Annotated in this window: 19 protein-coding genes; 6 read left to right on the top strand and 13 right to left on the bottom strand. The window is 73.4% G+C overall.

Features of this window, described 5'->3' with window-relative positions:
• Nucleotides 1-48: 48 nt before the first annotated feature.
• Nucleotides 49-1,371, top strand: a complete 1,323-nt coding sequence (locus ABD208_RS00385) for an MFS transporter (protein ID WP_344098682.1) — start codon at nt 49-51, stop codon at nt 1,369-1,371.
• A 156-nt stretch (nt 1,372-1,527) separates the two neighbouring features.
• Here the strand turns inward: ABD208_RS00385 and ABD208_RS00380 are convergent, their stop codons facing one another.
• The 5 genes from ABD208_RS00380 to topA all read right to left on the bottom strand — a co-directional run bounded on the left by ABD208_RS00380 (nt 1,528) and on the right by topA (nt 8,959).
• Complete coding sequence (locus ABD208_RS00380) at nt 1,528-2,124, bottom strand: hypothetical protein (RefSeq protein ID WP_344098681.1); 597 nt, start codon at nt 2,122-2,124, stop codon at nt 1,528-1,530.
• Between the two features lie 238 nt (nt 2,125-2,362).
• Nucleotides 2,363-4,021 carry an enoyl-CoA hydratase-related protein gene (locus ABD208_RS00375; protein ID WP_344098680.1) on the bottom strand — a complete coding sequence of 553 codons (1,659 nt, stop codon included), beginning with the start codon at nt 4,019-4,021 and terminating at the stop codon, nt 2,363-2,365.
• Between the two features lie 145 nt (nt 4,022-4,166).
• Nucleotides 4,167-5,303: a DNA polymerase III subunit delta' gene (locus ABD208_RS00370; protein WP_344098679.1), complete on the bottom strand. Its 1,137-nt coding sequence runs from the start codon at nt 5,301-5,303 to the stop codon at nt 4,167-4,169.
• Nucleotides 5,300-6,043 carry a dTMP kinase gene (gene tmk, locus ABD208_RS00365; RefSeq protein WP_344098678.1) on the bottom strand — a complete coding sequence of 248 codons (744 nt, stop codon included), beginning with the start codon at nt 6,041-6,043 and terminating at the stop codon, nt 5,300-5,302. The genes ABD208_RS00370 and tmk overlap by 4 nt, the downstream gene beginning before the upstream one ends.
• A 48-nt stretch (nt 6,044-6,091) precedes the next feature.
• Nucleotides 6,092-8,959, bottom strand: a complete 2,868-nt coding sequence (gene topA, locus ABD208_RS00360; protein WP_344098677.1) for a type I DNA topoisomerase — start codon at nt 8,957-8,959, stop codon at nt 6,092-6,094.
• 304 nt (nt 8,960-9,263) lie between these two features.
• Between topA and ABD208_RS00355 the strand changes: the two genes are divergently transcribed.
• On the top strand, nt 9,264-10,067 hold the full coding sequence (locus ABD208_RS00355; RefSeq protein WP_344098676.1) for a response regulator transcription factor: 804 nt from the start codon (nt 9,264-9,266) through the stop codon (nt 10,065-10,067).
• On the top strand, nt 10,064-11,677 hold the full coding sequence (locus tag ABD208_RS00350) for a sensor histidine kinase (protein ID WP_344098675.1): 1,614 nt from the start codon (nt 10,064-10,066) through the stop codon (nt 11,675-11,677). Before ABD208_RS00355 ends, ABD208_RS00350 begins: the two co-directional genes overlap by 4 nt.
• On the opposite strand, the gene ABD208_RS00345 is transcribed toward ABD208_RS00350, so the two are convergent.
• Entirely contained in the window at nt 11,662-13,137 is a 1,476-nt protein-coding gene (locus tag ABD208_RS00345; protein ID WP_344098674.1) for a S1 family peptidase, read from the bottom strand. The genes ABD208_RS00350 and ABD208_RS00345 overlap by 16 nt on opposite strands.
• Nucleotides 13,138-13,433: 296 nt before the next feature.
• Here ABD208_RS00345 and ABD208_RS00340 point away from each other — a divergent pair, with 296 nt between their 5' ends.
• Nucleotides 13,434-14,516: a hypothetical protein gene (locus ABD208_RS00340; protein ID WP_344098673.1), complete on the top strand. Its 1,083-nt coding sequence runs from the start codon at nt 13,434-13,436 to the stop codon at nt 14,514-14,516.
• Between the two features lie 107 nt (nt 14,517-14,623).
• On the opposite strand, the gene ABD208_RS00335 is transcribed toward ABD208_RS00340, so the two are convergent.
• The 5 genes from ABD208_RS00335 to ABD208_RS00315 all read right to left on the bottom strand — a co-directional run bounded on the left by ABD208_RS00335 (nt 14,624) and on the right by ABD208_RS00315 (nt 22,378).
• Nucleotides 14,624-15,577 (bottom strand): LysR family transcriptional regulator, encoded by a 954-nt coding sequence (locus tag ABD208_RS00335; protein WP_344098672.1) that lies wholly within the window; start codon nt 15,575-15,577, stop codon nt 14,624-14,626.
• Between the two features lie 123 nt (nt 15,578-15,700).
• A complete protein-coding gene (locus tag ABD208_RS00330) occupies nt 15,701-17,353 on the bottom strand; it encodes a DUF7059 domain-containing protein (protein WP_344098671.1) in 1,653 nt (550 codons plus the stop codon).
• A 131-nt stretch (nt 17,354-17,484) separates the two neighbouring features.
• A complete protein-coding gene (locus ABD208_RS00325; RefSeq protein ID WP_344098670.1) occupies nt 17,485-19,833 on the bottom strand; it encodes a sodium-translocating pyrophosphatase in 2,349 nt (782 codons plus the stop codon).
• A 115-nt stretch (nt 19,834-19,948) separates the two neighbouring features.
• Entirely contained in the window at nt 19,949-20,698 is a 750-nt protein-coding gene (locus tag ABD208_RS00320; RefSeq protein ID WP_344098669.1) for an HAD family hydrolase, read from the bottom strand.
• A 6-nt stretch (nt 20,699-20,704) separates the two neighbouring features.
• Nucleotides 20,705-22,378, bottom strand: coding sequence for an NsdA family TPR-like regulatory protein (locus tag ABD208_RS00315; RefSeq protein ID WP_344098668.1), 1,674 nt, complete (start codon nt 22,376-22,378; stop codon nt 20,705-20,707).
• Between the two features lie 323 nt (nt 22,379-22,701).
• Here ABD208_RS00315 and ABD208_RS00310 point away from each other — a divergent pair, with 323 nt between their 5' ends.
• A complete protein-coding gene (locus ABD208_RS00310) occupies nt 22,702-23,028 on the top strand; it encodes a recombinase family protein (RefSeq protein WP_344098667.1) in 327 nt (108 codons plus the stop codon).
• Nucleotides 23,029-23,063: 35 nt separating this feature from the next.
• Nucleotides 23,064-24,452 (top strand): M18 family aminopeptidase, encoded by a 1,389-nt coding sequence (locus tag ABD208_RS00305; protein ID WP_344099981.1) that lies wholly within the window; start codon nt 23,064-23,066, stop codon nt 24,450-24,452.
• A gap of 13 nt (nt 24,453-24,465) precedes the next feature.
• Here ABD208_RS00305 and ABD208_RS00300 read toward each other — a convergent pair whose 3' ends face one another.
• Both ABD208_RS00300 and ABD208_RS00295 read right to left on the bottom strand, forming a co-directional pair.
• Entirely contained in the window at nt 24,466-25,410 is a 945-nt protein-coding gene (locus tag ABD208_RS00300) for a hypothetical protein (RefSeq protein WP_344098665.1), read from the bottom strand.
• The gene (locus ABD208_RS00295) at nt 25,407-25,994 is read right to left on the bottom strand and encodes an RNA polymerase sigma factor (protein ID WP_344098664.1); all 588 of its coding nucleotides are present in this window, start codon (nt 25,992-25,994) and stop codon (nt 25,407-25,409) included. Before ABD208_RS00295 ends, ABD208_RS00300 begins: the two co-directional genes overlap by 4 nt.
• Between the last annotated feature and the right edge of the window lie 127 nt (nt 25,995-26,121).

Raw genomic sequence — 26,121 nt, 5'->3', positions numbered from 1 at the left:
ACCATCAGGCCACTGTCGTCCGGCCGCGCCGCCCCGCAGGCTGAGCTCATGACACAGATCGACGGCGCCGCGCCGGCCACCGAACCGGGCGTGGCGCACCCGCCCCGCGACCCGGGCCGGGTCCACCCGGCGTGGTGGGTGGCCCTCGTCAGCTTCCTCACGATCCTGGGGGCGGCCGCGTTCACCGCGGCGCCCGGCCTGCTGATCGAGCCGCTGCACGCCGAGTTCGGCTGGTCGCGGTCCACGGTCGGGCTGGGGTTGTCCGTGCAGCTCGTGCTGTACGGCCTCGTCGCGCCGTTCGCGGCGGCGCTCATGGACCGCTTCGGGATCCGGCCGGTCGTCGCGACGGCGCTGACGGTGATCGGCGCCGGCTCGCTCTCCACGCTCTGGATGACCCAGCCGTGGCAGTTCGTGCTCACCTGGGGCGTCATGGTGGGCGCCGGGAGCGGGTCGATGGCGCTGGCGTTCACCGCGACCGTGACGCAGCGCTGGTTCGTCCACCAGCGCGGGCTGGTCAGCGGTGTGCTGACGGCCGCGACGGCGTCGGGCCAGCTGGTGTTCCTGCCGCTGCTCGCGTGGCTCGTGGAGGGGCAGGGCTGGCACGCCGTGTCGGTCACGGTGGCGCTGGCGTGCGCCGTCGTGCTGCCGCTCGTGCTGCTCCTGCTGCGGGACCACCCGGCCGATCTCGGGCTGGCGCCGTACGGCTCCGCCACGTTCGTGCCGAAGCCGCCGCCGCTGCACGGCGCCGTGCAGCGCGCGCTCGGGGCGCTGTGGATGGCGTCACGCACCGGCACGTTCTGGCTGCTGGCCGGGGCGTTCGCGATCTGCGGCGCGACGACGAACGGGCTGATCCGCACGCACTTCGTGCCCTCGGCCCACGACCACGGGATGGGGATCACGGTGGCCGCCTCGCTGCTCGCCGTCGTCGGCATCTTCGACGTGGTCGGCACGATCTTCTCGGGCTGGCTGACGGACCGGTTCAGCGCGCGCCTGCTGCTCGTCGTCTACTACACGCTGCGGGGGATCGCGCTGCTGTTCCTGCCGGCGCTGATGGCGCCCGAGGTCGAGCTCCCGATGATCTTCTTCATCGTCTTCTACGGCCTGGACTGGGTCGCGACCGTGCCGCCGACCCTCGCGCTGTGCCGCGAGATCTACGGCGACCAGGCGCCGGTCGTCTTCGGCTGGGTCCTCGCGTCCCACCAGGTCGGCGCCGGGATCGTGGCCTGGGCGGGCGGCCTGGTCCGGGACACGACGGGCTCCTACGACACGGTCTGGTACGCGGCGGGAGCCCTGTGCGCGGGCGCGGCCCTCATGTCGCTGGTGGTCCGCAGAAACTCGGCGACGATCACGAAGCCCTCCGCGGCAGCGTGACACGGTCCAACTCGGCCGCCCGGTGACGGGTGGTGGACGGTGCTCCGGCCCACACTCCGGAGCACCGTCCATCCCTCTCGTGTTCCCAGGGAGGGATGGCTTGCAGCGTACGCGAGAATTCACCCGTTCGGTACCCCGGAGGATGCCGGATCATCGTCAGTGATCTGCCGTGATCCACGCAGGAGGTCCCACCTGACCGGGGTTCACGCGGGGTGCCAGCTCGCTCCTGCCGATGCCCTCGATCCGCACGGTCACGGGGCTCCCGTGGTCCTTGCCCGCCGGGGCCGCGACCGCCGTCGTCGTCGGGACGTGGTCCGCGGTGCAGATCGCGTGCGGGTCGGGCTCGCGCACCTCGACGTCGATGTCGGCCACCTGCTCGGCGAGGGCCAGGCCGGACCCGGACGTCGTGTTGCGTGCCCGCGGCTCCGCGACGAGCGGGCAGCTGCTGGAACCCACCGTCACGACGTAGACCAGGCCCGCCTGGGGCGCCCAGACCACGCCGGGCGTGGCGCCGTCGCCCGGGCCGGGCTCGATACCCGGCGGCAGGCCCCGGAAGACGTCGCCGGGCTGGTGGTCGCGCCCGAGGCCGCCGGGCAGGCCCGCTCCGGTCGTCGCGCCGCCGGTCGTCGCGCCGGTAGGAACGGCGTCGGACATGACCGCGGCGCTGGCGCCCCCGCCGAGCAGCGCGAGCGCGACGCCCGCGGCTGCCACCGGGAGGGCGCGCGGCATGCGCCCGCAGGATGCACTGTTCATGGACGGACTCCCTGGTTCTGTCGTCAGGGCGGGTAGCGCCCTCACGACCAGGATGTCCACGGCGGGCCCGGCATCGCCCATCCCAGTGCGCGCGATTGCGCGCGGGCTACCTCACCCGCACGTCCTGACCCTCCGCCGAGCGCTTCGTCGGGTCCACGTTCATGCTGCCCCTCCTCACGCTCGGCTGCGGGCGAGTGCTCGTTCCTCGCCCTCACCCTCCGCCGAGCGCTTCGTCGGGTCAGTTGAACCGCAGCTTCGCCGGCGTCGCGTCCGCCGGGGTCTTGGACAGGAAGCGCTTGCGGAGCTCCGAGAAGCCGTTGCGGTCGTCGAAGAAGTCGCGCGCCATCTCGGCGAGCTCGACCGTCTGGTGGTAGGAGAGCGGCTTCGACCGGGCGCGGCGCTCGGCGGACTGCGCGAGCATCGTCGAGAGGGTGGCCGGCTCCGCGTAGGAGCGCGCGGCCCGCATGAGCCACTCGTCGAAGTCGGCCATGTCGCGCGGCCCGACGCCCGCGACCAGGCCGATCCGGTCCGCCTCGCCCGCCGAGATCGGCAGCTTGCGGTGCAGCAGGGTCTCGGCCCGCTGCTCGCCGACCCGCTGCGGCAGCGCCCAGGAGTGCAGCTCGGACCCGTAGATCCCCATGTCGTAGTACGGGTTCAGGACGACGCCGTCGCGCGCGACCGTGACGTCCGTGCACAGGCCCATCATCACGCCGCCGGCCCCGGCGTTCGCCGTGTAGGCGGTCATCGTGAGCTGGTCGGCGTTGGCGAGGGTGACGCAGAGCTCGTCGATCGCCCAGATGTTCTCCCAGGCCTCGGCGGCCGGGTCCGGCGCGGCGTCGATCACGCCGAGGTGGATGCCGTTGGAGAACGCGTGCTCGGTGCCCCGCACCACCAGGACGCGCGTGTCCTCGGTGAGCGCCTTCTCGACGGCGGTGGTGATGCGCCGGCACTGCTCGGAGTACATCGCGCCGTTGTAGGAGCGGATCGTCAGGTAGCCGGCGTAGTCGTCGCGGACGTACGAGGTCTCCGCGAGCGCCTCCGGCGCCTTGAGGAACGGGGTCCGGCTCGCGTCGATCACGCGGGACGCGGGCAGCTTGGGGCCGCGGCGGCCGGTGAGGGTGGCGGCGTAGCCCACCCAGAGCGTTCCGGTGCCGCAGGCGATCGCGACGGCGTCGAGATGGTGTCCGACGACGACGCCGGGCGGGGCGCCGGTCTCGGTGTCCGCGGCGACGGCGTCGTACAGGCAGAACCTGCGGCCCTGGAGGTCGGCGGGTGCGCCCGGGGCGCTGTCGGCCGCGGCGATGCGCTGGGCGAGCACCGTGGCGGGCTCGGTCCAGTCGAGCTCGAAGTCCTTGCGGCGCAGCAGCGGGAGCTCGCCGGTGCCGGCCACGACGCGCAGGCACTGGTTCGCGTCGAGCGGCAGGTCCCCGGCGGCCACCTTGCGGAGCACCTCGTCGACGCAGGCCATCGCGGCGTCGGCGACGCGGCTGTTGTAGAGGGCGGCCTTGGAGATCGGCTCTGCGGGCAGGTCGAAGACGCTGGAGGCCCAGACCGGGCCGGCGTCCATCTCCTCCACCGCGGACAGCGCGGTGACGCCCCACTGCTCGCGCCCGTCGAGGATGGCGTGGTCGAGCGAGGAGGGCCCGCGGTCGCCGACAGGGCCGGGGTGGACGATCACCGTGGGGTACTTGCGCCAGACCTCCTCGGGCACGCGGTGCTTGAGGAAGGGGCACAGGATGAGGTCCGGGGCGGCCGTCTCGACGGCGGCGGTGAGCTCCCGGGGCCCGTCGAACGTGCCGGCCAGCTCGACGCCGACGTCGTGGCCGTGTTCGCGCAGGTGGCACCACACGCGCTGGGTCAGGCCGTTGAATGCTGAGACGAGCAGCAGGATCCGCATCGCGACTATGGCTCCTTCTGGGAGGGTGAGGCAGCGCCCCTGTCTCGTCCGGGGTACCGAGCCGCGAGCCTAGCGAGGAAACCTCATTCCGGACAACACTTGCCCGGTGATGCACGGCCGCCGAACAGATGTGCCCTGAGCCGGCTCAGCCCTGCGGCCGGAGCGCGACGGCCATCGCCTCGCAGGCCAGCAGGGGTGCGACGTTGCCGTCGAGGCGCTGCCGGGCGAGCGCGACGGCGTCCATGCGGCGGATCGTCTGCTCCGGGGTGGAGTCGGTGGCGAGGCTGCGCACCATGCCCTCGTGCTCGGTGTTGACGAGGTCGACGCCGGCGCCGAGCTGGACCACGAGCACGTCCCGGTAGAGGGACAGCAGGTCGAGCATGGCGCGGTCGAGCACGTCCCGCTGGCGCCGGGTCGCGCGCCGCTTCTGCCCCTCCTCCAGCTGCTTGACCTGGGAGCGCAGCTTGGGCGGCAGGGTCTCGCCGTCGGCCACGCCGAGGGCGCGGAGCAGTTCCGCCTTCTCCTTGGCGTCGCGCTCCTCGGTCGCCGCGGCGGCCTCCTGCTTGGCGACCTCGACGAGCTCGCCCGCCGCCAGGACCGCGTCGCCCACCCCGCGGATGCGGCGGGCGACGCCGAGCACGGCCGCGCGCCGCTGGCGGGCCCCCGCGTCCCGGGCGAGGCGCCGGGCCATGCCGACGTGACTCTGCGCGGCCCGCGCGGCGGTCAGCGCGAGCTCCGGGTCGACGCCGTCGCGCCGCACGATGAGGTCGGCGACGTCCTGGGCGGGCGGGACGCGCAGCACCACCGTGCGGCAGCGCGAGCGGATGGTGGGCAGGACGTCCTGGACCGAGGGCGCGCACAGCACCCAGACGGTGTGCGGGGGCGGCTCCTCGATGGACTTCAGCAGCAAGTTGGTGGTGCGCTCGGCCATCCGGTCGGCGTCCTCGACGATGATCACGCGCCACCGGCCGAGCGTCGGGGTGCGGACCGCGCCGGAGACCAGCTCGCGCACCTCGTCCATGGTGATGACCACCTTGTCGGTGGCCAGCAGGGTGACGTCGGGGTGGGTGCCGGCGAGCGTCGTCGTGCAGGAGTGGCAGTGGCCGCAGCCGCCCTGCTCGCACTGCAGGGCCGCGGCGAACGCGCGGGCCGCGACCGAGCGGCCGGAGCCGGGCGGGCCGGTGACCAGCCAGGCGTGCGTCATGGCCTCCGCGCGGGTCACGGACGCGAGCAGGGTGGCGACCGCGGACTCCTGGCCCACGACCTCGTCCCAGACGCTCATGCGCGACCCTCCGTCCCGCGGGGCGTGCCCTCGGCCGCGGCCGGGCCCGGATCGGCGGCCGGCTCGCCGTCGCCCGGCGCGGCCTGGGTGAGCACCTCGGTCACGACCGGCGTCAGGCCCAGCCGCGCGGCGACGTCGACGCGGATCTGCGCCTGGATGTCCTCGACGCTCCCCGAGGCGTCCACGACGACCCAGCGCTCCGGATCCGCCCCGGCACGGCGCAGGAACGCCTCCCGCGTGCGCTGGTGGAACTCCGCGCCGGCGCGCTCGAGCCGGTCGGGGGACTCGCCGGTCGCCGCGCGGCGCTCGGCGGCGGTGGCCGCGTCGAGGTCGAGCAGCACCGTGGCGTCCGGGAGCAGGCCGTCCGTCGCCCACAAGGACAGCCGCTCCACCTCCTCCTCCGCGAGCGCCCGCCCGCCCGCCTGGTACGCGACCGACGAGTCGAGGTAGCGGTCCGTGACGACGACGGCGCCGCGCTCGAGCGCGGGCCGGATCAGCGCGTCGACGTGGTGCGCGCGATCCGCCGCGTACAGCAGCGCCTCGGCGCGCGGGCCCATCTCCTCGCCGTGCAGCACCGCCGCGCGCAGCTGCTTGCCGAGGTCCGTGCCGCCCGGCTCGCGGGTCAGCACGACCTCCCGGCCGGTCAGGCCGGCCAGCCAGTCGCCCAGCAGCCGCGCCTGCGTGGACTTGCCCACGCCGTCGCCGCCCTCGAAGGAGATGAAGAACCCGGATGCGCTCACGTCGGCCACACTAACCGTGCTCTCCGACACAGGCGTGATCGCCCGCCCTCACTTCTTGGACGTCGTCCTCGCGGCCGGCTTCGACGCGGCCGCCTTCGTCGTCTTCTTGGCCGCCGGCTTCTTGGCGGCCGTCGTCTTGCGTGCCGCGGGCTTCTTCTTCGGCGCCTGCGCCCGCTTCTCGGCCAGCAGCTCGATCGCGCGCTCCGGCGTGATCGACTCCGGCGTGACGTCGCGCGGGAGGGTCCGGTTGGTCTCGCCGTCGGTCACGTACGGCCCGAACCGGCCGTCCTTCACCACGATCGGCTTCTTGCTCTCCGGGTCCTCGCCCAGCTCGCGCAGCGGCGGAACCGCGGCGGCACGCCCGCGGCGCTTGGGCTGCTTGTACAGCTCCAGCGCCTCCTCGAGCGTGGTGGTGAACAGCGACTCCTCGGTCGGCAGCGACCGCGAGTCCGTGCCCTTCTTCAGGTAGGGCCCGTACCGCCCGTTCTGCGCGGTGATCTCCTCACCGCTCTCCGGATCGGTGCCCACCACCCGCGGCAGGGACATCAGCTTCAGCGCGACGTCCAGCGTGATGGTGTCCAGCGTCATGTCCTGGAACAGCGACGCCGTGCGCGGCTTCGGCAGCTTGGCCAGCGCCCGCTTGCGCGCCGCCGCCGACAGGTCCGGGTCGAGCTCCGGCTCCGGCAGCTGCTCGGTCACGTACGGCCCGTACCGGCCGTTCCGCGCCACGATCGGGTTGCCCGAGCCCGGGTCCGTGCCCAGCACGCGCCCGTCGTCGGCCCCGAGCGCGAACAGCTCGCGCGCCTTGGCCACGGTCAGCTCGTCCGGCGCGATGTCCTCGGGGATGCGCGGGCGCACGGGCTTCTCGCCGTCGGCGACCTCCGCCGCAGTGTCCTCCAGGTAGGGCCCGTAGCGGCCCACCCGCACCCGGATGCCCTCGCCGATCTCCACCGAGTTGATCGCCGCGGCGTCGATCTCGCCGAGGTTCTCGACCAGGTCCCGCAGGCCGCCGCCCTGGGAGTCGACGCCGTCGGTGTCCGACGTGCCGTCGGCGGCCTCGATCCCGGGCCCGTGCTCGCCGAAGTAGAACTCCCGCAGCCACGCCACGCGGTGCCGGTCGCCCGCCGCGATCTCATCGAGGTCGGCCTCCATGGCCGCGGTGAAGTCGTAGTCCACGAGCCGCACGAAGTGCTGCTCCAGCAGCCGGATCACCGCGAACGCCCGCCAGGTCGGCACGAGCGCCTGCCCGCGGGGGTACACGTAGCCGCGGTCCTGGATGGTGGAGATGATCGCGGCGTACGTCGACGGCCGCCCGATCCCCCGCTCCTCGAGCGCCTTGACCAGCGACGCCTCGGTGTAGCGCGCGGGCGGCGAGGTGGTGTGCCCCTCGGCGCCCAGGTCGCGGCCGGTCAGGGCGTCGCCCTCCGCCATGCGCGGCAGGCGCGTCTCCCGCTCGTTCTTGCCGGTCCTGTCGGACGACGCCGCCGCGTCCTCGCTCTCCGCCTCCGGGTCCAGGTCCCGCGACTCCTCGTACGCGGCCAGGAACCCGCGGAAGGTGATCACGGTGCCCGACGCCGAGAACACGACCTCGCGCCCCGTCAGCGTCCCGGCGGCGGCGCCCAGCGTCGCGCCGAGCTTCACCGTCGCCGTCGACCCCTTGGCGTCCTCCATCTGCGAGGCGACCGTGCGCTTCCAGATCAGCTCGTACAGCTTGAACTGGTCGCCGTTCAGCTCCCTCGCCACCTGCGCCGGGGTGCGGAAGGTGTCACCGGCGGGCCGGATCGCCTCGTGCGCCTCCTGGGCGCCCTTGCTCTTGGACTGGTAGACCCGCGGCTTCCCCGGCACGTAGTCCGCGCCGTACAGCTCGCGGGCCTGCGCGCGGGCGGCGTCGGTCGCCTCCTTCGACAGCGCGGGGCTGTCGGTACGCATGTAGGTGATGTAGCCGTTCTCGTACAGCGCCTGCGCGGTGCGCATCGTCTGCCGGGAGCTCATCCGCAGCTTGCGGCCCGCCTCCTGCTGCAGCGTGGAGGTGGTGAAGGGCGCCGCGGGGCGGCGGGTGTAGGGCTTGGTCTCCAGGCTGTTCACGCGGAAGCCCGCGCCGTCCAGCCCGGCGACGACGGCGGTCGCGGCGCCCTCGTCGAGCTGCACGACGCCGCTCCTGGCGGTGAGCCGCCCGCGGTCGTCGAAGTCCCGCCCGGCGGCCACCCGCTCGGCGCCGAGCTGGGCGAGGCGCGCGCGGAAGGCGGGCTCACCCCCGTCGGCACCTGCGTCGCCGGCCACCGCGAACGTGCCGGACACGTCCCAGTACGACGCGGCGACGAACGCCATGCGCTCCCGCTCGCGCTCGACGACGAGACGCGTCGCCACGGACTGCACGCGCCCGGCCGACGTGCCCTGGCCGACCTTGCGCCACAGCACCGGCGACACCTCGTAGCCGTACAGGCGGTCGAGGATGCGGCGCGTCTCCTGCGCGTCCACGAGGCTCTGGTCGAGCTCCCGCGTGGACTCCAGGGCGCGCATGATCGCCTCGCGGGTGATCTCGTGGAACACCATCCGCTTGACCGGGACCTTGGGCTTGAGCTCCTGGATGAGGTGCCACGCGATGGCCTCGCCCTCGCGGTCCTCGTCGGTGGCGAGGTAGAGCTCGTCGGCCTCCTTGAGGGCCTGCTTGAGCTCGCGCACCTTCTGCTTCTTGTCGCTGTGGACCACGTAGTACGGGTCGAACCCGTTGTCGACGTCGACGGCGAACTTGCCGTACGGGCCCTTCTTCATCTCCGCCGGCAGATCCCGCGGCTGGGGCAGGTCCCGGATATGCCCGACACTGGCCTCGACCTCGAAGTCGTCTCCGAGATAGCCCTGGATCTTGCGAGCCTTCGTGGGCGACTCGACGATCACGAGCTTGCGTGGCTGGGGCATCCGTTCCTGCTTCCTGGGGCCTTCGGGGTCGGTGGGCGGTGGGGGGTTCCGGGGAACTCAGGGCTGCGGTGCGCCGCATCGCCGGGGGCACCGGAAAACTCACGGTACGCCACGAGTGCCGACCAGACACTATCGACGCGACCGGAGTCACGCACCCAACTATGCAACGAATCACTGCTGAGGGTCGGTCAGAAACGGTCCCCGGGCCCCCGGCGGAACCTCGCCGGCGCACCGCCCGCGGAACGCACAGCGGGACCACAGGGTCGCCACAGCGGACCGTGAGGCTCGCGCGGAGACTGGATCCATGACCACGACCGCACCCGCCACGCCACCGGGCGCCACGAGCGTCCCGGCGCCCGGCAACCCGCACCTGACCCGGCCCGACGGCACCCCGCTGCGGGTGCTCGTGGTCGACGACGAGCCCGGCATCGCCGAGCTCCTCGCCGCCACCCTCCGCTACGAGGGATGGGCCGTCAGCACCGCGGGCACGGCGAACGCCGCCACCGCCGCGGTGCGGGAGAACACCCCCGACCTCCTGGTGCTCGACGTCATGCTGCCGGACTCCGACGGCGTGTCGATGCTGAGCCGCCTGCGCGCGGGCGGCCACGAGATGCCCGTGCTGTTCCTCACGGCCAAGGACGCCGTCGAGGACCGCGTCGCGGGCCTCACCGCCGGCGGGGACGACTACGTCACCAAGCCGTTCAGCCTGGAGGAAGTGGTGGCCCGGCTGCGCGGCCTGCTCCGCCGCGCCGGCGCGGCGGCGATCCGGCCCGAGCCCGCCGTCGTCGTCGGCGACCTCGTGCTGGACGAGGAGTCCCACGAGGTCACCCGCGCCGGCCAGGAGATCCGCCTGACCGCCACCGAGTTCGAGCTGCTGCGCTACCTCATGCGCAACGCGCGCAAGGTGCTGTCCAAGGCACAGATCCTCGACCACGTGTGGAACTACGACTTCGGCGGGCGCGCCAACATCGTCGAGCTGTACGTCTCCTACCTGCGGCGCAAGGTCGACAAGGGGCGCGCGCCGATGATCCACACGCTGCGCGGGGTGGGGTACGTGCTCAAGCCCGCGCCCGGCAGCGGCCCGGCGACGGCGGCCGCCGCCCCGTGACCCGCACCCTCCGCGGGCGCCTGGTCGCCGTCCTGCTGCTCGTGCTCCTCGCCTTCACCCTGCTCGTCGGCACCGCCTCCACCCTCGCGCTGCGGAACCACCTCGTGGACCGGCTGGACACCAAGCTCACCGAGGCCGCGCAACGCGCGGACGGGCCCCGGCAGGCGATCCGCGGCGACCTGCCGCGCCACCGGCTCCTCCCGGCACCGGACACCGGCACGCGGCCGGGGATCACCGGCACCACCGGCCCCGGCGACGACGCCCCGTCCCCCTGGACCGACCCCGGGAACCGCCTCATCGCCCCCTGGTTCGGCCAGTCCCCCGGAACCCTCGTCATGACCTACGCCGGCGGCCAGGTGATCCGCGCCGGCTACCTGAGCGGCGACCTCGGGTTCACCCCGCTCACCGGCGAGCAGACCGCGGCGCTCGAGGGCGTCCCGGCCGACGGCGAACCCCACGACGTCACGGTCCCCGGCCTCGGCACCCACCGCGCCCTGGCGACCACCACGCCCGGCGGCGAACCCCTCGTCATCGCCCTGCCCGGCAGCGAGGTCACCGACACCCTGTCCCGCTACGCCTGGGTCCAGGTCGTCGTCGGCGCCGGCGGCGTCGCCGTCGCCGCGGCCGCCGGGACCTGGCTGGTGCGGCGCTCGCTGCGCCCCCTCGACGAGGTCGCCGACGCCGCCGCGCACGCCACCGACCTGGAGCTCTCCCGCGGCGAGGTGGGCACGATCCCCCGCGTCCCCGCCCGGCACACCGACGAGCGCACCGAGGTGGGCAAGGTCGGCGCCGCGCTCAACCGGCTGCTCGGGCACGTCGAGCGCGCGCTCACCGCGCGGCACGACTCCGAGTCCCAGGTGCGCCAGTTCGTCGCCGACGCGTCCCACGAGCTGCGCACCCCGCTCGCCTCCGTGCGCGGCTACGCCGAGCTCGCGCGCCGCCCCGGCGCCGACGTCGGGCACGCCCTGCACCGCATCGAGTCCGAGGCCGACCGCATGGGCGGGCTCGTGGAGGACCTGCTGCTGCTGGCCCGCCTCGACTCCGGACGGCCGCTCGAGCGGGAGCCCGTGGATCTCGTGGCGCTCGCGGCGGACGCGGTCTCGGACGCGCACGCGGCCTCGCCGGATCACACGTGGGAACTGGACCTGGCGGACCTCGCCGGGGACCCCGCGGCGGAGGACGGCGCGCCCGAGGCCGTCGTCACCGGCGACGAGGCCCGGCTCCGCCAGGTGCTCGCGAACCTCCTGGGCAACGCCCGCACGCACACCCCGGCGGGCACGCGGGTGGTGGTGTCGGTCCGTACGGACCATGCGTCGTCGGACCGCACGACGACGCCGGACGGCGCGGGCGGGGAGACCCGCGGCGTCGCCGTCGTGGCCGTGTCCGACGACGGCCCGGGCATCCCCGCGGACCTGCGCGGCACGCTGTTCCGGCGCTTCACCCGGGGCGACCGGGCCCGCGGCCGGGCGAACGGCTCGACGGGCCTGGGCCTGGCGATCGTCCGGGCCATCGTCACGGCCCACGGGGGAACGGCCAGGGTGGTACCGCCCGTGACCGGCGGCACCACCCTGGAGTTCCGGATCCCGCTAGCGGGTCACGGGGTGTCGTAGGCGCCCGTGTAGGAGCCCGAGCCCGAGTAGGCGTCGACGACCCAGCGGTAGGTGCCGGAGGTGCCGGAGTAGCTCACCTTCTCGTCCGGGGCCGACGTCGTGCCCGAGGCGACCGTCGTCCAGGTACCGCCGCTGTACTTCTGCAGGTACAGGTCGAAGTCCGCGCCCGACGGGCCGTCGAGGCAGCCGCGGAACGTGCCCGAGGCGGCGGAGAACCCGCTGGCAGAGGGCTCGCCGTAGGCCGAGCCGGCCGAGGCCGTGCCGGAGAACGTCGACTCGTAGCCGGAGCACGTGGTGGTCGGCGGCGGCGTCGTGCCGCCACCGCTCGTGATCAGGGAGACGCCCGCGGCCGAGAGGGCCTCGCCCACCGGCTGGAAGTACGTCGTACCACCCGAGGAGCAGTTGCCCGAACCGCCGGACGTCATGCCCTGGGCGACGGTGCCGGCGAGCAGCGAGCCGCCGGAGTCGCCCGGCTCGGCGCACACGTTGGTGCGGATGAGGCCGGAGACCGTGCCCTGCGAGTAGGTCACCGACGCGCCGAGCGCCGAGATGGTGCCGCAGTGCCAGCCGGTCGTCGAACCGGAACGGCACACGGACGTGCCGACGGGCGCCACGGAGTGCCCGGTCACGCCGACCGTGCCACCCGAGTAGTTGTTGACGAGACCGAGCGGGGTGTCGTCCGAGCCGGTCGAGACGTAGGCGTAGTCGTTGCCCGGGAAGCTCGACACGGTGAACGTGCCGGACGGCTGCGACGTCGTCGCGCCGCGCGTGCCGCAGTGGCCCGCCGTGACGAAGCCGCCGGTGGCCGAGAAGCCGACGGAGCAGCGCGAGCCGCTGCCGATGTAGTAGGCGTTGCCGCCGATGACGTTCATGAGCGTGGTGGGCTGCTCGGTCGACGTCCGGTAGGCGACGGCGCCGGCCGGGACGCCGGCCTCACGGACCGCCTTGACCGCCTCGGCCCTGGCACCCGCGTGCACGTCGACGACGACCTGGTTGCTCTCGACGTCCACGTAGAACGACGGGACGCCCTCGAGGCCGGCGAGCGTGTCGTCGAGCGACAGCTTCCAGCTGCTGAGCTCGGCGATCGTGTGGTCGACGACGACGGCCTCGAGGCCCGCCTTCTCGACCGTCGCGACGTCGGCGGCGTCGGTCACGGCGACCGTCGCGGACCTGGCGCCGTCGATCCAGGCGCCCGCGTACGAGTCCTTGAGCTTCGCGGCGACGTCCTCGGTGCGGGATCCGGCGGACTCCTGGAACTCCATGAGCTCCACCGCCTCCGCCGCCTCCAGGCCCAGGTCGCGCTCCATTGCGCGGAGCAGGCCGGGAGCGTACTTGTCGGTGACCTCGGTGTCGGATGCGGGTACCGGTGAGGCGTTTGCCACGGCGGCCGCCCAGACACCGCCGGCGAGCGTCGCCGCGGCGGTGGCCGCGACAAGCGCGTGCGTGCGTGTGCGTCTCATCTCCAGTTACTCCTTGGTGTGGGTGTCGGGGGTGAGTTTCACCCGAAAACCACACTAGAGTCACAGGATTCACGTGCACAGATATCACTCAGGTCATACGCAGGGGTGATGACCGGCGTAGGCGGCTGGTCACCTCACACGAGGAAATCAGGCCCGATTTCACCCATCGCGGACAAGATTGGTCGGATTCGGGCCTCCTGATCGAGCCGCGCGGCCAGGTATCCTCGCGGATCATGGCGACAAGGCGGAAGCGCTCGCGAGGGGACCGGCCCGGCCCACGCGCCGGAGGTCCGCCGGTGAGCGATGCCCTGAGCTGGGCCGAACGCCTGGCGAACGGTGAGGCGGCGCCGGAACCCTCGGCGCTCGAGTGGGCCGAGGGCCTGGCCGCACAGGGTGACGAGACGCCCGCGGCGGTGTCGTCCCCGAACGCGTGGCCGACGCCGTCCGCCGCGGCTCCGGCTCCGGCGACCCGGGCAGGCGGGCCGATGACGCCGTTCGGGCCGACCGGCGGCAGCCCGTTCGGGGGCACCGGTTCCGGCGCGCCGGCGGCACCGCCCGCGGCCGCCGCGGAAGCGCAGTCGTCCCCGGCCCCCCGGAGCCGGGCGGAGCTGCGCAGCCGCAAGGAGCTGCGGGAGGGTTCCACGCGGGCCTCCCGCAGGGAACAGCCGCCCAGCTCGCCGGTGCAGGCCGTGCCACCGCCGGGCGAGCCCGCGCCCGCGAAGCCCGCGGCCGAGGTCGCCGCGGCGCCCGCCAGGAACAGGCGGTCCGGACCGGGCAAGGACGCCAGGAGCGGTCGTGCGGGGAAGCCGGATCGTGCGGGCACAGCCGAACGGGCGGGCAAGAGCAAGGCGCGGCCGCAGGGAGCACCCGCCGGGCCCGGCAGGCGGAACGTGCGGCGGGTACTGGCCAAAGGACTTCCCCGGGCAGCCGACCGGCCGACCGTGCTGGTCGTCGCGGCGGTGGTCGCCGTCGGGCTCGGGCTCGGCGTCGGCTGGACGACGAACTACTTCGGCTCGGGCAAGAACCTCGCCGCGGCGACCCCCGTGCAGTGCGCGGCGGCCCAGACCGCCTGGACCAAGGCCGCCAACGCCCAGACCGGGGTCTCCGAGGAGAACCCGGCGTCGCTGCGCTCGGGGTTCATCGACGCGCGGGACGCGATGGCCTCGGCCAGCGACGTGCCCGAGGCCATCGCCACGGACTGGGAGTACGCCCACACCTTCTACGCGACCATCGCGGACGCGATCGAGAAGAAGGATCCCGGCGACGCCGCGGGCATCGTGGAGGCGGCCGCGGCGGCGTCGGGCGACGTGGACACGGACACGATGCTGGAGACGAGCGCCCGCATCACCCGGTACGTGAACAGCGACTGCAACGCCTGAGCCCGGAGCTCCGCGGAGGGTGAGGGCCGAGGTACGAGGCACTCGCCCGTAGCGGAGCGGAGAGGCTCAGGCGTAAGAAAACAGCGCCTGAGCCCGGAGCTCCGCGCTCACCCCACGTTCGGGTGGCGCTCCATCCACAGGGAGTACTGCGGGCTGCGCGCGACGGCGTCGCGGTGGGCGCGGTGGGCGGCGTCCTCGATCAGCTCGGTGTCGAGCAGCCCGCGGACGTCGCGCCGCCAGCCGAGGTAGTGCGTCCGCCGCAGGGGAGCCTCCGTGAGCGGCACGGCGCGCACGCCCGGCGGGTCGGGCTGCCCGGGCTCGACAAGCGCGACGGCCCGGCCCGTGCGGACCTGGTCGACCGCGGTGGTCCAGTCGGCCTCGCCGATCGCGTTGGGCGTGAACCCCGCCCGCACGCAGGCCGAGACGAAGCACGACTCGAGGCAGCTGTGGTCGGGCACGCTGAGCCACTGCTCGTCGGCCAGCTCGGCGAGGGTGACCTCGGGTTTGTCGGCGTACTCGTGGCCGTCGTGCAGCAGCACGAACAGCGGGTCGGTGCCGACCCGCGTCCAGGTCACGGCCTCGGACGCTGGGGGCGGCGAGTCCGAGCACATCCCGGCCAGCGCCACCTCGACGGTGCCGCTGGCCAGCGCGTTCCCGAGATCGTCGTCGGCGCGGGGGAGCACGGTGGTCACGTCGGCGCCGGGCAGCGCCGAGTGGAGGCGGTTCACGAACAGGCCCCCGAGGCCGGAACCGGACAGGCCGACCCGGAGCGCTCCAGGATCGCCGGCCGCCGAGTTGACCAGCCGTCGCACGTCGTCGGAGAGGGTGGTCATGGCGGGCAGCAGGACGCGAGCGTGGCGTAGCACCAGGTCGCCGAGCTCGGTCGAGCGCGCGCCGTTGCGGTCACGTACGAAGACGTTCCCGCCGAGGGCACGGTCAATGCGGTTCAGTTGCGCCGTCAGAGCCGGCTGTGCGATGCCAAGGACGGCGGCGGCCTTGGTCACACTCCCGGACTCGGCAACGGCTACCACCATCCGCAAGTGGCGCAAGTCGAGTTCCACAGCAAGGAAAATAATCGCCAGACGACGCCCTGTCTTGGGGCTGGAGTCAATTGGCGGATGCCCGCCACCCACGGTTACATGCCGGAAACAGTGCCGTCCGAGGGTGAATCCTCTGGAAAGCACTTACGAGGATTGACCAAGGTCGGACCGAGGGTCGTTCACGTCCGGGGCAAGGAATCCATCGAGCACCAGGCCGCGCACGGCGGGCAGCAGCTCGGCCGCGAGCTCCTCCGCCTCGACCCCGAAGATCGCCGCCAGCGCGCCGATGATCTGCCCTGCCGTCAGCTCGCCGTCGCACGCGCCCACGAGCGCGGCCAGCGGCGACGACGCCTGCACGCCGCGCCCGAACCCGTCGCCCTGACGCACGACGACGACGTTCGGGTCCGCCGCTCCAGGTGTCAGATACCTTTCCTCCGTCACATCAGCGGCACTTACGAGGCGGGTTACCGCCACTTCATCGTCCTCGTGCGTGGCGAGCCACGTATGCGCGTCGAGCACGGCGCCGATGTGGGCGCCCAGGGGCTGGCGGACCGCCCCGGCATGCTCCTCGAGGCGCCGGAGACGGCGGGGTCGCGCGGCGGCCGGGCGGCGGAGCGTGATGATGCCGAAGCCGATGGACTCCACGTCGCGGCCGGCGAAGTCGTCGAGCCACGCCCCGTACGCCGCCGCCCACGCCTCGGGCTCCCGGTCCGGGGTGGTGCCGCCGTCGCGGATCCAGGTCTCGGCGTACTCCGCCGGGTCGAGCACCTCGCGCTGGACCACCCACCCGTCGAGCCCGTACCGCTCGTACGCCTCGTCGAGCCAGCCGCCGACCCGGTCCTGCCAGGTCTCGCCCCGCCGGTGCTCCCAGTTCCCGAGCAGCTGCGCGACGCCGCCGGGCGCCAGCACCTGCCCCACCCCGGTCACGAGATCCCGCACGAGATCATCCCCTGCCCGGCCGCCGTCGCGGTACTCGTAGTCCCCCAGCGCCTCCCGCACCGCCGCCCCGGCGTCCCCGGAATGCGGCGTGATCACGAAGGGCGGGTTCGACACGACCAGATCGAACTCCTCCCCCGCCACCGGCTCCAGCATCGACCCGTGCCGCACCTCGACCCGCCCGGCACGGTCACGGTCACCGCCGAGGTTCAGCGCCGTGTTGAACGCGGTGAACGCCAGCGCGCGCCGGGAGATGTCGGTGGCGACGACGACGTCCGCGTGCCGCGCGGCGTGCAGCGCCTGGATCCCGCACCCCGTCCCCAGATCGAGCACCCGCGAGACCGCCCTCCGCGCGGTCACCTGCGCCAGCGTGAGCGACGCCCCGCCGGCCCCGAGCACGTGGTCCCCGGCCAGCCGCACCCCGGTCACCGTCTCCCCGAGATCGGACGCCAGCCACCACCGCACCTCCCCCGACGCGTCCGAGGCGCCGTAGGGCCGCAGGTCCACCAGCGCCCGCACGACGTCGTCGTCCCCCGGCCCTCCGGCCCGCACCAGCCCGAGCCGCTCCGCCCCGGCCACCCCCACCCCGGGCAACGCGCCGTCGAACACCCTCCGGCTGACGCTCCCCCCGAGCATGAACACCGAGGTCAGCACCGCAAGGGCGGCCCCGCCGGCCGCCTCCACCACCCGCCGCGCGGGCAGCACCTGCTCCCGGTGCAGGGCCGCCGAGGCCACCGGCCCCAGCAGTTCCTCGACCCCGTCGACATGGAACCCGGCGGCCAGGAGGTCCCGGCGCAACGCACCGATCAAGACCTCGTCGACAACGGGAGCGAACTCAAGCGAAGAACCGGTAGCAGCCACGACCACATCCTCACCCACAGCCAGCTCCCCCGCCGATCAGGTCCCGGACCACCCCGCCGCAGGCCCTGACCGCACGGCGCGGCCCTCGTGCAGGAGGGATGTCCTCCTGCACGAGGGCCGCGCCGTCGGCACTACTTCACGCCGTTGGGAACCGCCTCCCGCTCCTCGGCCCGAGGCTCCGCCGCGGGAGATTCCGTCGCGGCGGACTCGGCAGCCGCGTTCTCCCGGTCGGCACGGATCTTCGACCACGCCACGGCCCCGAGAGCGACCGCCGCCGCGGCGACCGCGATCGCGATCCGGATCGCGTGGTTGGCGTCGGCCGGCACGGACAGCGCGACGACGGCCGGGGCGATGAGCAGCGCCACCAGGTTCATCACCTTGATGAGCGGGTTGATCGCCGGCCCCGCGGTGTCCTTGAACGGGTCACCCACGGTGTCGCCGATGATCGTCGCCTCGTGGGCGTCGGACCCCTTGCCGCCGTGGCTGCCGTCCTCGACGATCTTCTTCGCGTTGTCCCAGGACCCGCCCGAGTTCGCGAGGAAGACCGCCATGAGCACGCCGGCGCCGATCGCGCCGCCGAGGAACCCGGCCAGCGGGCCGACCCCGAGCCCGAAGCCCACCGCGATCGGCGCGAACGCCGCGAGCAGCCCCGGGGTGGCGAGCTCGCGCAGCGAGTCCCGCGTGCAGATGTCGACGACGCGCCCGTACTCCGGCCGCTCCTGATGCGTCATGATCCCGGGGTGCTCCCGGAACTGGCGGCGCACCTCCAGCACGATGGCACCCGCCGCACGGGTCACGGCGTCGATCGCCAGCCCCGAGAACAGGAACACGGTCGCGCCGCCCAGGATCACGCCGACCAGGGTGATCGGCGAGATGATCTCGTAGTTGATCATCGCGTCGACCAGGCCGGTGCCCCGCTCCGTGACCTCGCCGAGCGCGTGGGTCACGGCCTCCGCGTACGAGCCGAACAGCGCTGTGGCCGCGAGCACGGCGGTCGCGATGGCGATGCCCTTGGTGATCGCCTTCGTGGTGTTCCCGACGGCGTCCAGGTCGGTGAGGATCTGGGCGCCCGTCTCGTCGACCTCGCCGGACATCTCCGCGATGCCCTGCGCGTTGTCGCTCACCGGGCCGAACGTGTCCATGGCCACGATGACGCCCACCGTGGTCAGCAGGCCGCAGCCGGCCAGCGCCACGAGGAACAGCGCCAGCCAGACCGAGCCGCCGGCCAGCAGGAACACGCCGCAGATCGCGGCCGCGATCACGCCGGCGGTGTACACCGCGGACTCGAAGCCCACCCCGATACCGGCGAGGACGACGGTGGCCGCCCCGGTGCGCGAGGTCGCCGCGACGTGCGCGGTCGGCTTCTTCTTCGTGTCGGTGAAGTAGCCCGTGATCCACAGGATGACGCCGGCCAGCACCACGCCCACGAGCACGGCCGCGGACGCCACGACGCGCGGGTCGAGGCCGCTGACGTCACCGAGTTCCGCGGTGCCGTTCAGCTGGTCGAACGAGCCCGGCAGGTAGACGAACGCCGCGATCGCGGCGAGCACCGCGCCCACGAGCGCCGAGACGTAGAACCCGCGGTTGATCGCCGTCAGCCCGGACTCCGAGCCGCGCACGCGGGTGATGAACACGCCCAGCAGCGCGACGAACGCGCCGATCGCGGTGACGATCAGCGGGAAGACGAGGCCCTGCTCGCCCATCGCGGCCTTGCCCAGGATGAGGGCGGCCACGAGGGTCACGGCGTAGGACTCGAAGAGGTCGGCGGCCATGCCGGCGCAGTCGCCGACGTTGTCGCCCACGTTGTCCGCGATGGTGGCGGCGTTGCGCGGGTCGTCCTCGGGGATGCCCTGCTCGACCTTGCCGACCAGGTCCGCGCCGACGTCGGCCGCCTTGGTGAAGATGCCGCCGCCGACACGCATGAACATGGCGAGCAGCGCGGCTCCGAACCCGAAGCCCTCCAGCACGCCGGGCGCCTGCTCGCGGTAGATGATGACGACGAGCGCGGCGCCGAGCAGGCCGAGGCCCACCACGGACATGCCGACGACGCCGCCGGTGCGGAACGCGATCCTGGCACCTAACTGACGACGGAGCTCGGCCGCTCCGCTGCTCGCCGCCGCGGAGGCGACGCGCACGTTCGCTCGCACCGCCAGCCACATGCCGAGGTAGCCGATCGCCGCCGAGAACCCGGCGCCGAACAGGAAGGCGATGGACCGCCCGACGCGGACCCCGCTCTCCCCCGGCAGCAGGAACAGCAGCGCGAACACCACGACGGCGAACAGCGCGAGCGTCCGGAACTGACGGTTGAGATAGGCCGAGGCCCCCTCCTGCACGGCATGGGCGATGTCCTGCATCTTGGGTGTGCCCTCAGGCGCGGCGAGCACCTGCCGGCGCAGTACGAAGGCGCAGGCCAGTGCGCCCACGGCTATGAGGGCGATCACCGTGACAACGGTGATGCTGGTGGAGCCGAGTGTGAGCATCCGTCCTCCTCGACGGGGAAGAACTTGACCGTGTCAAGACCCCTGGTATGTGTGAACGTCCTGCTGGCAACGTTGACAGCGGGAATGGAGCGAGTGTACATACCTGTGACGCCGGTCACGAGCGCAAGGACACAATTGCCTTCATCAGGCGATTTACGTCGGTCAGATCCGCCAGGACGACGTCCGCCCCGGCCTCGCGCAGAGCGGAGGCCGACGTGCGCCCGCCCGCGACCCCGATCACGCGCGCCCCGCCCTCGATCCCGGTACGGACGTCCTCCAGGGAGTCCCCCACGATGACGGTGTTGGCCCGGGTGAACCGGCCGCCCCGGCGCGCCGCGGCCCGCTTCTGCGCGACCGCGACGAGCGCGGGCCGGTGCTCGTCGTCGGACGCGTAACCGCCGAGATCCGGGTCGATGTACCGGTCGAGCCCGAAGGCGCGCAGCTTGAGGCGGGCGTTCGCCTCAAGGTTCCCGGTGACGACCGTCGCGACGAACCGGCCGTCGGCAGCCACCGCGGCGGCCGCCTCCAGCGCCCCGGGCAGGAGCACGCCGTCGCGCCGGACGTCGTCCTCGTGCGCCGCGAGACGCTCGGGCACGAGCTCGAGCATCCGCGGCAGCAGGCGTTGCGTCTCGCCGTCGGACAGCCCGTTGTCGAGCAGCAGCCCGCGGATGGCGCGCGGCATGGTCACGCCGGTGCCGCGCGCCGGGAACCGTACCGCGGGCCGGCCGACGACCTCCTGGAACGCCTCCCGGTAGACCGCCCGGTCCACCTCCCCCACGTAGATCAGGGTGCGGTCGATGTCCCACAGCAGCAGGATCTTGCCGTGATCATCGAGTTCGCCGCGCGAGGTGGAACCGGGAGTCATCTCACCTCATGACGCCAGGACGGCGATCCGCTCGGAGAGATTCCGGGCGCCCGCGTGCGTCCGGCCCCGCGAGGTGCGCCGTGCGGCGGACCGCACGTCCTTCGCGACGCCGTCCAGGTGCTTGCGCAACCGCGCCGACTGCACGCGCTCCGCGATCGTGACCACCTCGCCGCCCGTCGCGCACGCCGCGTCGAGGTCGCCCGCGCGGGCGTACGCCTGCGCGGCCCGCGCGAGGAACAGCCCGCGGGTGCGCTGCTCCGCCGGGTTGAGGTTCTCGGCGGCCTTCCCGAACGACTGCACCGCCGCATGGGTGTCGTCCATGGCCAGGCTGGCCGAGGCCTGCTGCCCGTGGATCTCGCCCTCGTTCATCCAGTAGATCCAGTGCGGGTCGTCCTTGCCCGGGCCCTTGACGCAGAGCTCGGCGGCCAGGCCCAGCGCACGGTGCACCGCCTCCCGCTCGCCGAGCATCGCGTGACCGCGGGCCTGGCGGGTGAGCAGCACCGCCTCGAGGTGCGGCACGTCGAACCCGCGAACCTGCTGGCGGCCGGCCTGCGCCGCGACGATCGCGTCGCGCGGACGGTCGTTCGCGTAGGCGTGGATGGCCAGGTAGGACAGGGCGCCGGCGCCGAGCCGGGCGTCCTGGGCGGTGTGCGCCGCCCGCAGCGAGCCCAGCAGGTAGGCCTGCGCGGCCCCGTGCCGGTCCGCGTCGAAGGCGTACCAGCCGGCCTGGGACGCGGTGTCCGCGGCGACGCCGGCGAGCTTGCGCCCGACGGCCTCGTCGAAGTTCCCGTGCTCGAGCGCCCGCAGCACCAGGGCGAGGTGCGCGCGCGCCATGTCGGCGACGCTGCCGCTCCCCGCGCCCGCGTCCATGAGACGCAGCTGGTCGGTGGTGCCCTGCAGGTGATCGCACATCGCCGGGGTGACCCGCGCCCCGCCCACGGTGCGCCGCAGCAGCTCCGTCTCCTCCGTGCCCCAGTGGTGCACGTAGGCGGCGAGGGTCAGGCCGCTGAGCATCGCGGAGTTGCCCGCCGTCGGCTCCACGAACTGCAGGCCCGCGCCCGGGACGGCGTCCTCGGCGTCCACCCGCAGGGCCGCGCGCAGCGCGAGCGTGAGGCGTTCGTTCGTCCACGGCTGGTCCGGGTCCAGCATCGGGTCGTTGAGGCCCGGGATCACGGGCGCCTGCTCCGCGGTGCGGACGAGCTCGCCCGCGCGCGTGGTCCCGACCACCCGGACCGGACCGGTCCTGGGCCGGGCCGCGGCACCGTTGCCCGCGGTTCCGGCGGTCTTGCGGGTCCCCGTGGTCACGGTGACGTCGTCGGCACCGACGATGTCACCGCTCCGCGGCGCCCCCGGCAGCGGCAGCCGGACGAGGTCCGCCGGAGTGCCGAGGCCCGAGAGGAACTGGACCACGCGGGCGACGTCCGTCAGCTTGCGGTCACCGCACTCGAGCATGGACAGGTACGACTGGCTGAGCCCGGTCAGCGCGGCGACGTCCTCCTGGCGCAGCGGGACCAGCTGCCGCACCATCCGGCTCACCTGCCCGAAGTCCCAGTCGTCGAGCGCGGTACGGACGCCGGTGTCGTCCCAGACGTGGGGTGGGACCGTCGGCAGTTCGACGACCGGCACCCGTTCGGTGCGCCGGCACGCGGCGCACTGCTCCTCGGAGTTGTAACGGCTCAACACGCATCCGCATCGAGCACACGTTCGTGACTTCCTACTACCACTGGGCACTTTCGCCAGCCTCCCCCTTGTTGGCAACCCGTGTACGACTTACTTCCGTCTACTCAGTTCCCGCCTTGGTGTCGTTCTATGTACTGACTTTCCCAGATCATTGGGCAAGTCGCTCATCGACCGCGGAGATTACCTCTGTGATATCACCACGAACGAGGGCAGGCATTCCGAACGAGGCGGAGATTCGCATTGAGGAGGCCAGTGCGGACTTCGGCTGCCAGACTAGTCCCCACAGCTCCAGGGCACCAGGTTCTACCAGGAGGGACACCACGATGTCAGGCGCAGCGCTCGAACCCCTCGTGTACGGCTACGTGCGCGTGGAGGAGAACGCTCCGCCGGGCGCCGTGCGCCGGCTCGAGGACGAGCTGCGGGCCCTCGTGGAGTCCCGGGGAATGTGTTTCGGGGCAACCTTCTACGACGTGGTACCCGGGCAACGCGGCGGCCTGCGCGAGCTGACCGAGGAATTGCGGCGCTCGGAGTCGCGTCTCGTCGTCGTCCCGACGCTCGATCATCTGTCGCGGCACCCGGGCGTCCGGGCGGAGCTCCTGAACCAGCTCCGCGACGAGGCCCGCGCCACGGTGGTCCCGCTCGCCGCATAATGTCTCGGGTGAGCAGCCCCGAGAACCCTCCGCCGATGCCGCCGTCGATCCCGCCGCGGCAGCCCGCGCCCAAAGCTGCCAAGCAGCACGTCGAGGACCTCGCCTCGTTCGTCACCGCCGCGCCGTCGAGCTACCACGCCGCCGCGGAGGTGTCCCGCCGCGCGCGGGCGGCCGGCTTCGAGTCGCTCGACGAGTCCGCGGAATGGCACGTGGTGCGGGGCGGCCGGTACGTCGTCGTGCGCGACGGTTCCGTCATCGCGTTCGCCGTCCCGGCCGACGCCGGCCCGACGACGCCGTTCACCATCCTCGGCGCGCACACCGACTCCCCCGGGTTCAAGCTCAAGCCCAAGCCCACCACCGGTGCGCACGGCTGGTGGCAGGCCGGGGTCGAGGTGTACGGCGGCCCGCTGCTGCACACCTGGCTGGACCGGGAGCTGGAGCTCGCCGGGCGCGTCGTGACCACCGGCGGCAGCGAGCACCTGGTCCGCACCGGGCCGCTGCTGCGCATCCCGAACCTCGCGGTCCACCTCGACCGGGGCGTGAACGACGGGCTGAAGCTCGACCCGCAGCGCCACCTGCAGCCGGTCTGGGGCCTGGGGGACCTCTCGGGCGCCGACGTGCTGGCCGAGCTGGCGCCGCAGGCGGTGGATCCCGCGACGATCGCCGGGTACGACGTCTACGTCGCGGACACCCAGCTGCCCCGCACGTTCGGCGCGGGCTCGTCGATGTTCGCCTCGGCGCGGCTGGACAACCTGCTGTCCGCGCACGCCGCGCTCACCGCGCTGCTCGCCCACGTGAACGGCACGAAGCGGAGGAACGGCCGCCCGGCGCCGTCGTCGGCCGCCGCGAACGGCACGAACGGCACGAACGGCCCCGAGGGCGGCGCGACCACCGGGACCATCTCGATGGTCGCCGCCTTCGACCACGAGGAGATCGGGTCGGCGTCGCGGTCGGGCGCGGCCGGGCCCTTCCTCGGGGACGTGCTGGCGCGGGTCCAGGCGGCGCTCGGCGCCTCGGCCGAGGACGCCGCGCGCTCGTTCGCGACGTCGCTGCACGTGTCGTCCGACGTCGGGCACGCCGTGCACCCGAACCATCCCGAGCGGCACGACCCGGCGAACCGCCCGATCGCGGGCGGCGGCCCCATCCTCAAGATCAACGCGAACCAGAGGTACACCACCGACGCGCACGGCGCGGCCGCCTGGAACGCGGCCTGCGCCGCGGCCGGCGTGCCGGTGCAGGAGTTCGTGTCGCACAACGGCATCCCCTGCGGCTCCACGATCGGCCCGATCAGCGCGACCCGCCTGGGGATCCGCACCGTCGACGTCGGCGTCCCGATCCTGTCGATGCACTCGGCCCGCGAGCTGACCGCGGTGGTCGACCCCTGGTACCTGTCCCGCGCGATGACGGCGGCGCTGGCCCGGTAGCCGGCCGCCGCCGTCAGTTCACGGGGACGATCGCGCCGTCCTCGGCGACGCGGACCGTGACCGGGGCGCTCCACGAGGCCGGATCCGCGATGGAGGCGTCCACCGTGGCCGCGGACTTCCCCGCGCCCTCGGGCGCGAGGTACTGGTAGGCCCGCAGCTCGTAGGTGCCGGCCGGCAGGTTGGGGACGACGACGCCGTCCGTGCCGGCCGGGTCACCCGCCTCCGCCTCGGGCGCGCTCCCGCCGGCCTCGTCCGCCAGGCAGGTCGACGCCGCCGACGGCGAGTCCTGCCGGGTGCCGTCGTCGGGCTCGGCGAGCTCGCCCCCCACGATGTCGCCGGGCAACGAGACGACCTTGTCGCGCTGGGTCCAGACGTAGGAGACCTGACCCGCCAGGACGTCGCTCGACTCCGGATCCGAGACCCGCCGCACGGTCAGCGTGTTCCGGTCGGCGCCGAGGATCTCGAGGCCGTAGCCCGAGCTCGCCCGCCCGGCGTCGTCCCCGGACGGGGAGCCCGACGACGAACGGCTCGCGGCGGCGTCCGACGGCGAACGGCCCATGCCGAGCACCTCCGACAGCCGCGCCCCGCACGCCAGCAGCGTGCCCTGCCAGTCGGCGGGCTGATGACCGTCCAGGACCGCGGCTGTCAGCGACGAGCCGAGCCCGGGGACGCCGCTCGGGGCGGCGGTGAAACCCGACACCCCGGGTGCGTACCCCTTGTGGTCCGGCGGTCCGTAGAGCGCGCCCAGCGCGACGGCGCCGACCGCCGCCACGGAGAGCATCCCCGCGCCGGCCGTCTTGGCGGCGCGGCGCGCGCGGATCCTGCCCCGCACGGCGCGGTAGGCGTTCTCGGGGGGCGGGGCCATCGCCTCGCCCCGCTGGGACATCGACTCGAGAGCATCGGCAAGACTGGTTCCCGCCCGGTAACTGTCCTCGGGCCGATGGTCTGCGTTCGTCACGGGCTTCCTCCCGGCACTGCGTCCATGACGTTCTGGAGCGCTGACATCGCATCCGACAAGTGGCGCTTCACCGTACCCTGCGCGATGCCCAAGGTGGACGAGATCTGCGGAACCGTCATGTCCTCGAAGTGCCGCAGGACGACGATGGCGCGCTGCCGGGGCGAGAGCTGCGCCAGCGCGGCCTCGATGTCCGCGCGGGCCGACGCCGCGTCCTCGGGGCCGCGGACGCGGCCGTCGTCGGCCAGGAGGTGCTGGATGCCGAACCAGCGGGAACGACGCCGGAAGCCGTCGACGTAGATGTTGGTCATCGCGCGCTTCACGTAGCGCTCGATGCCCGCCGCCGGGTCGAGACCCGCGCCCGGGTCGAAGCCCTCGCTGGCGAATGCCGCCACCGTGCCGTCGGCGCTGGCCGCGGCCACCCGCGGCGCGGCCGGCCGCCGGAAGCGGGAGAAGGTGCGGACCAGTGCCTCCTGCACCAGGTCCTCGGCCTGGTGCCGATCCCCGCAGAGCAGGTAGGCATAGCCGTTCAGGGCGGGCCCTCGATGCATCATGAGGTCGGCCAACTCCTTGTCCCACTGCGGCACAGGGGCCTCCTGAAGGTTCTCATGTCAGGTCGTCACGAACGAGCGCCCCCGATCGTTGGGGGAACCGAGAGATTCTTCCGTATCGCGCGCTACGCCCGCGAAAGACATCTCACCCGACAGAGACGGG

The sequence above is a fragment of the Myceligenerans crystallogenes genome, assembly GCF_039529775.1.
GTDB lineage: Bacteria > Actinomycetota > Actinomycetes > Actinomycetales > Cellulomonadaceae > Myceligenerans > Myceligenerans crystallogenes.
This window is presented reverse-complemented; position numbering and strand designations above follow the sequence as displayed.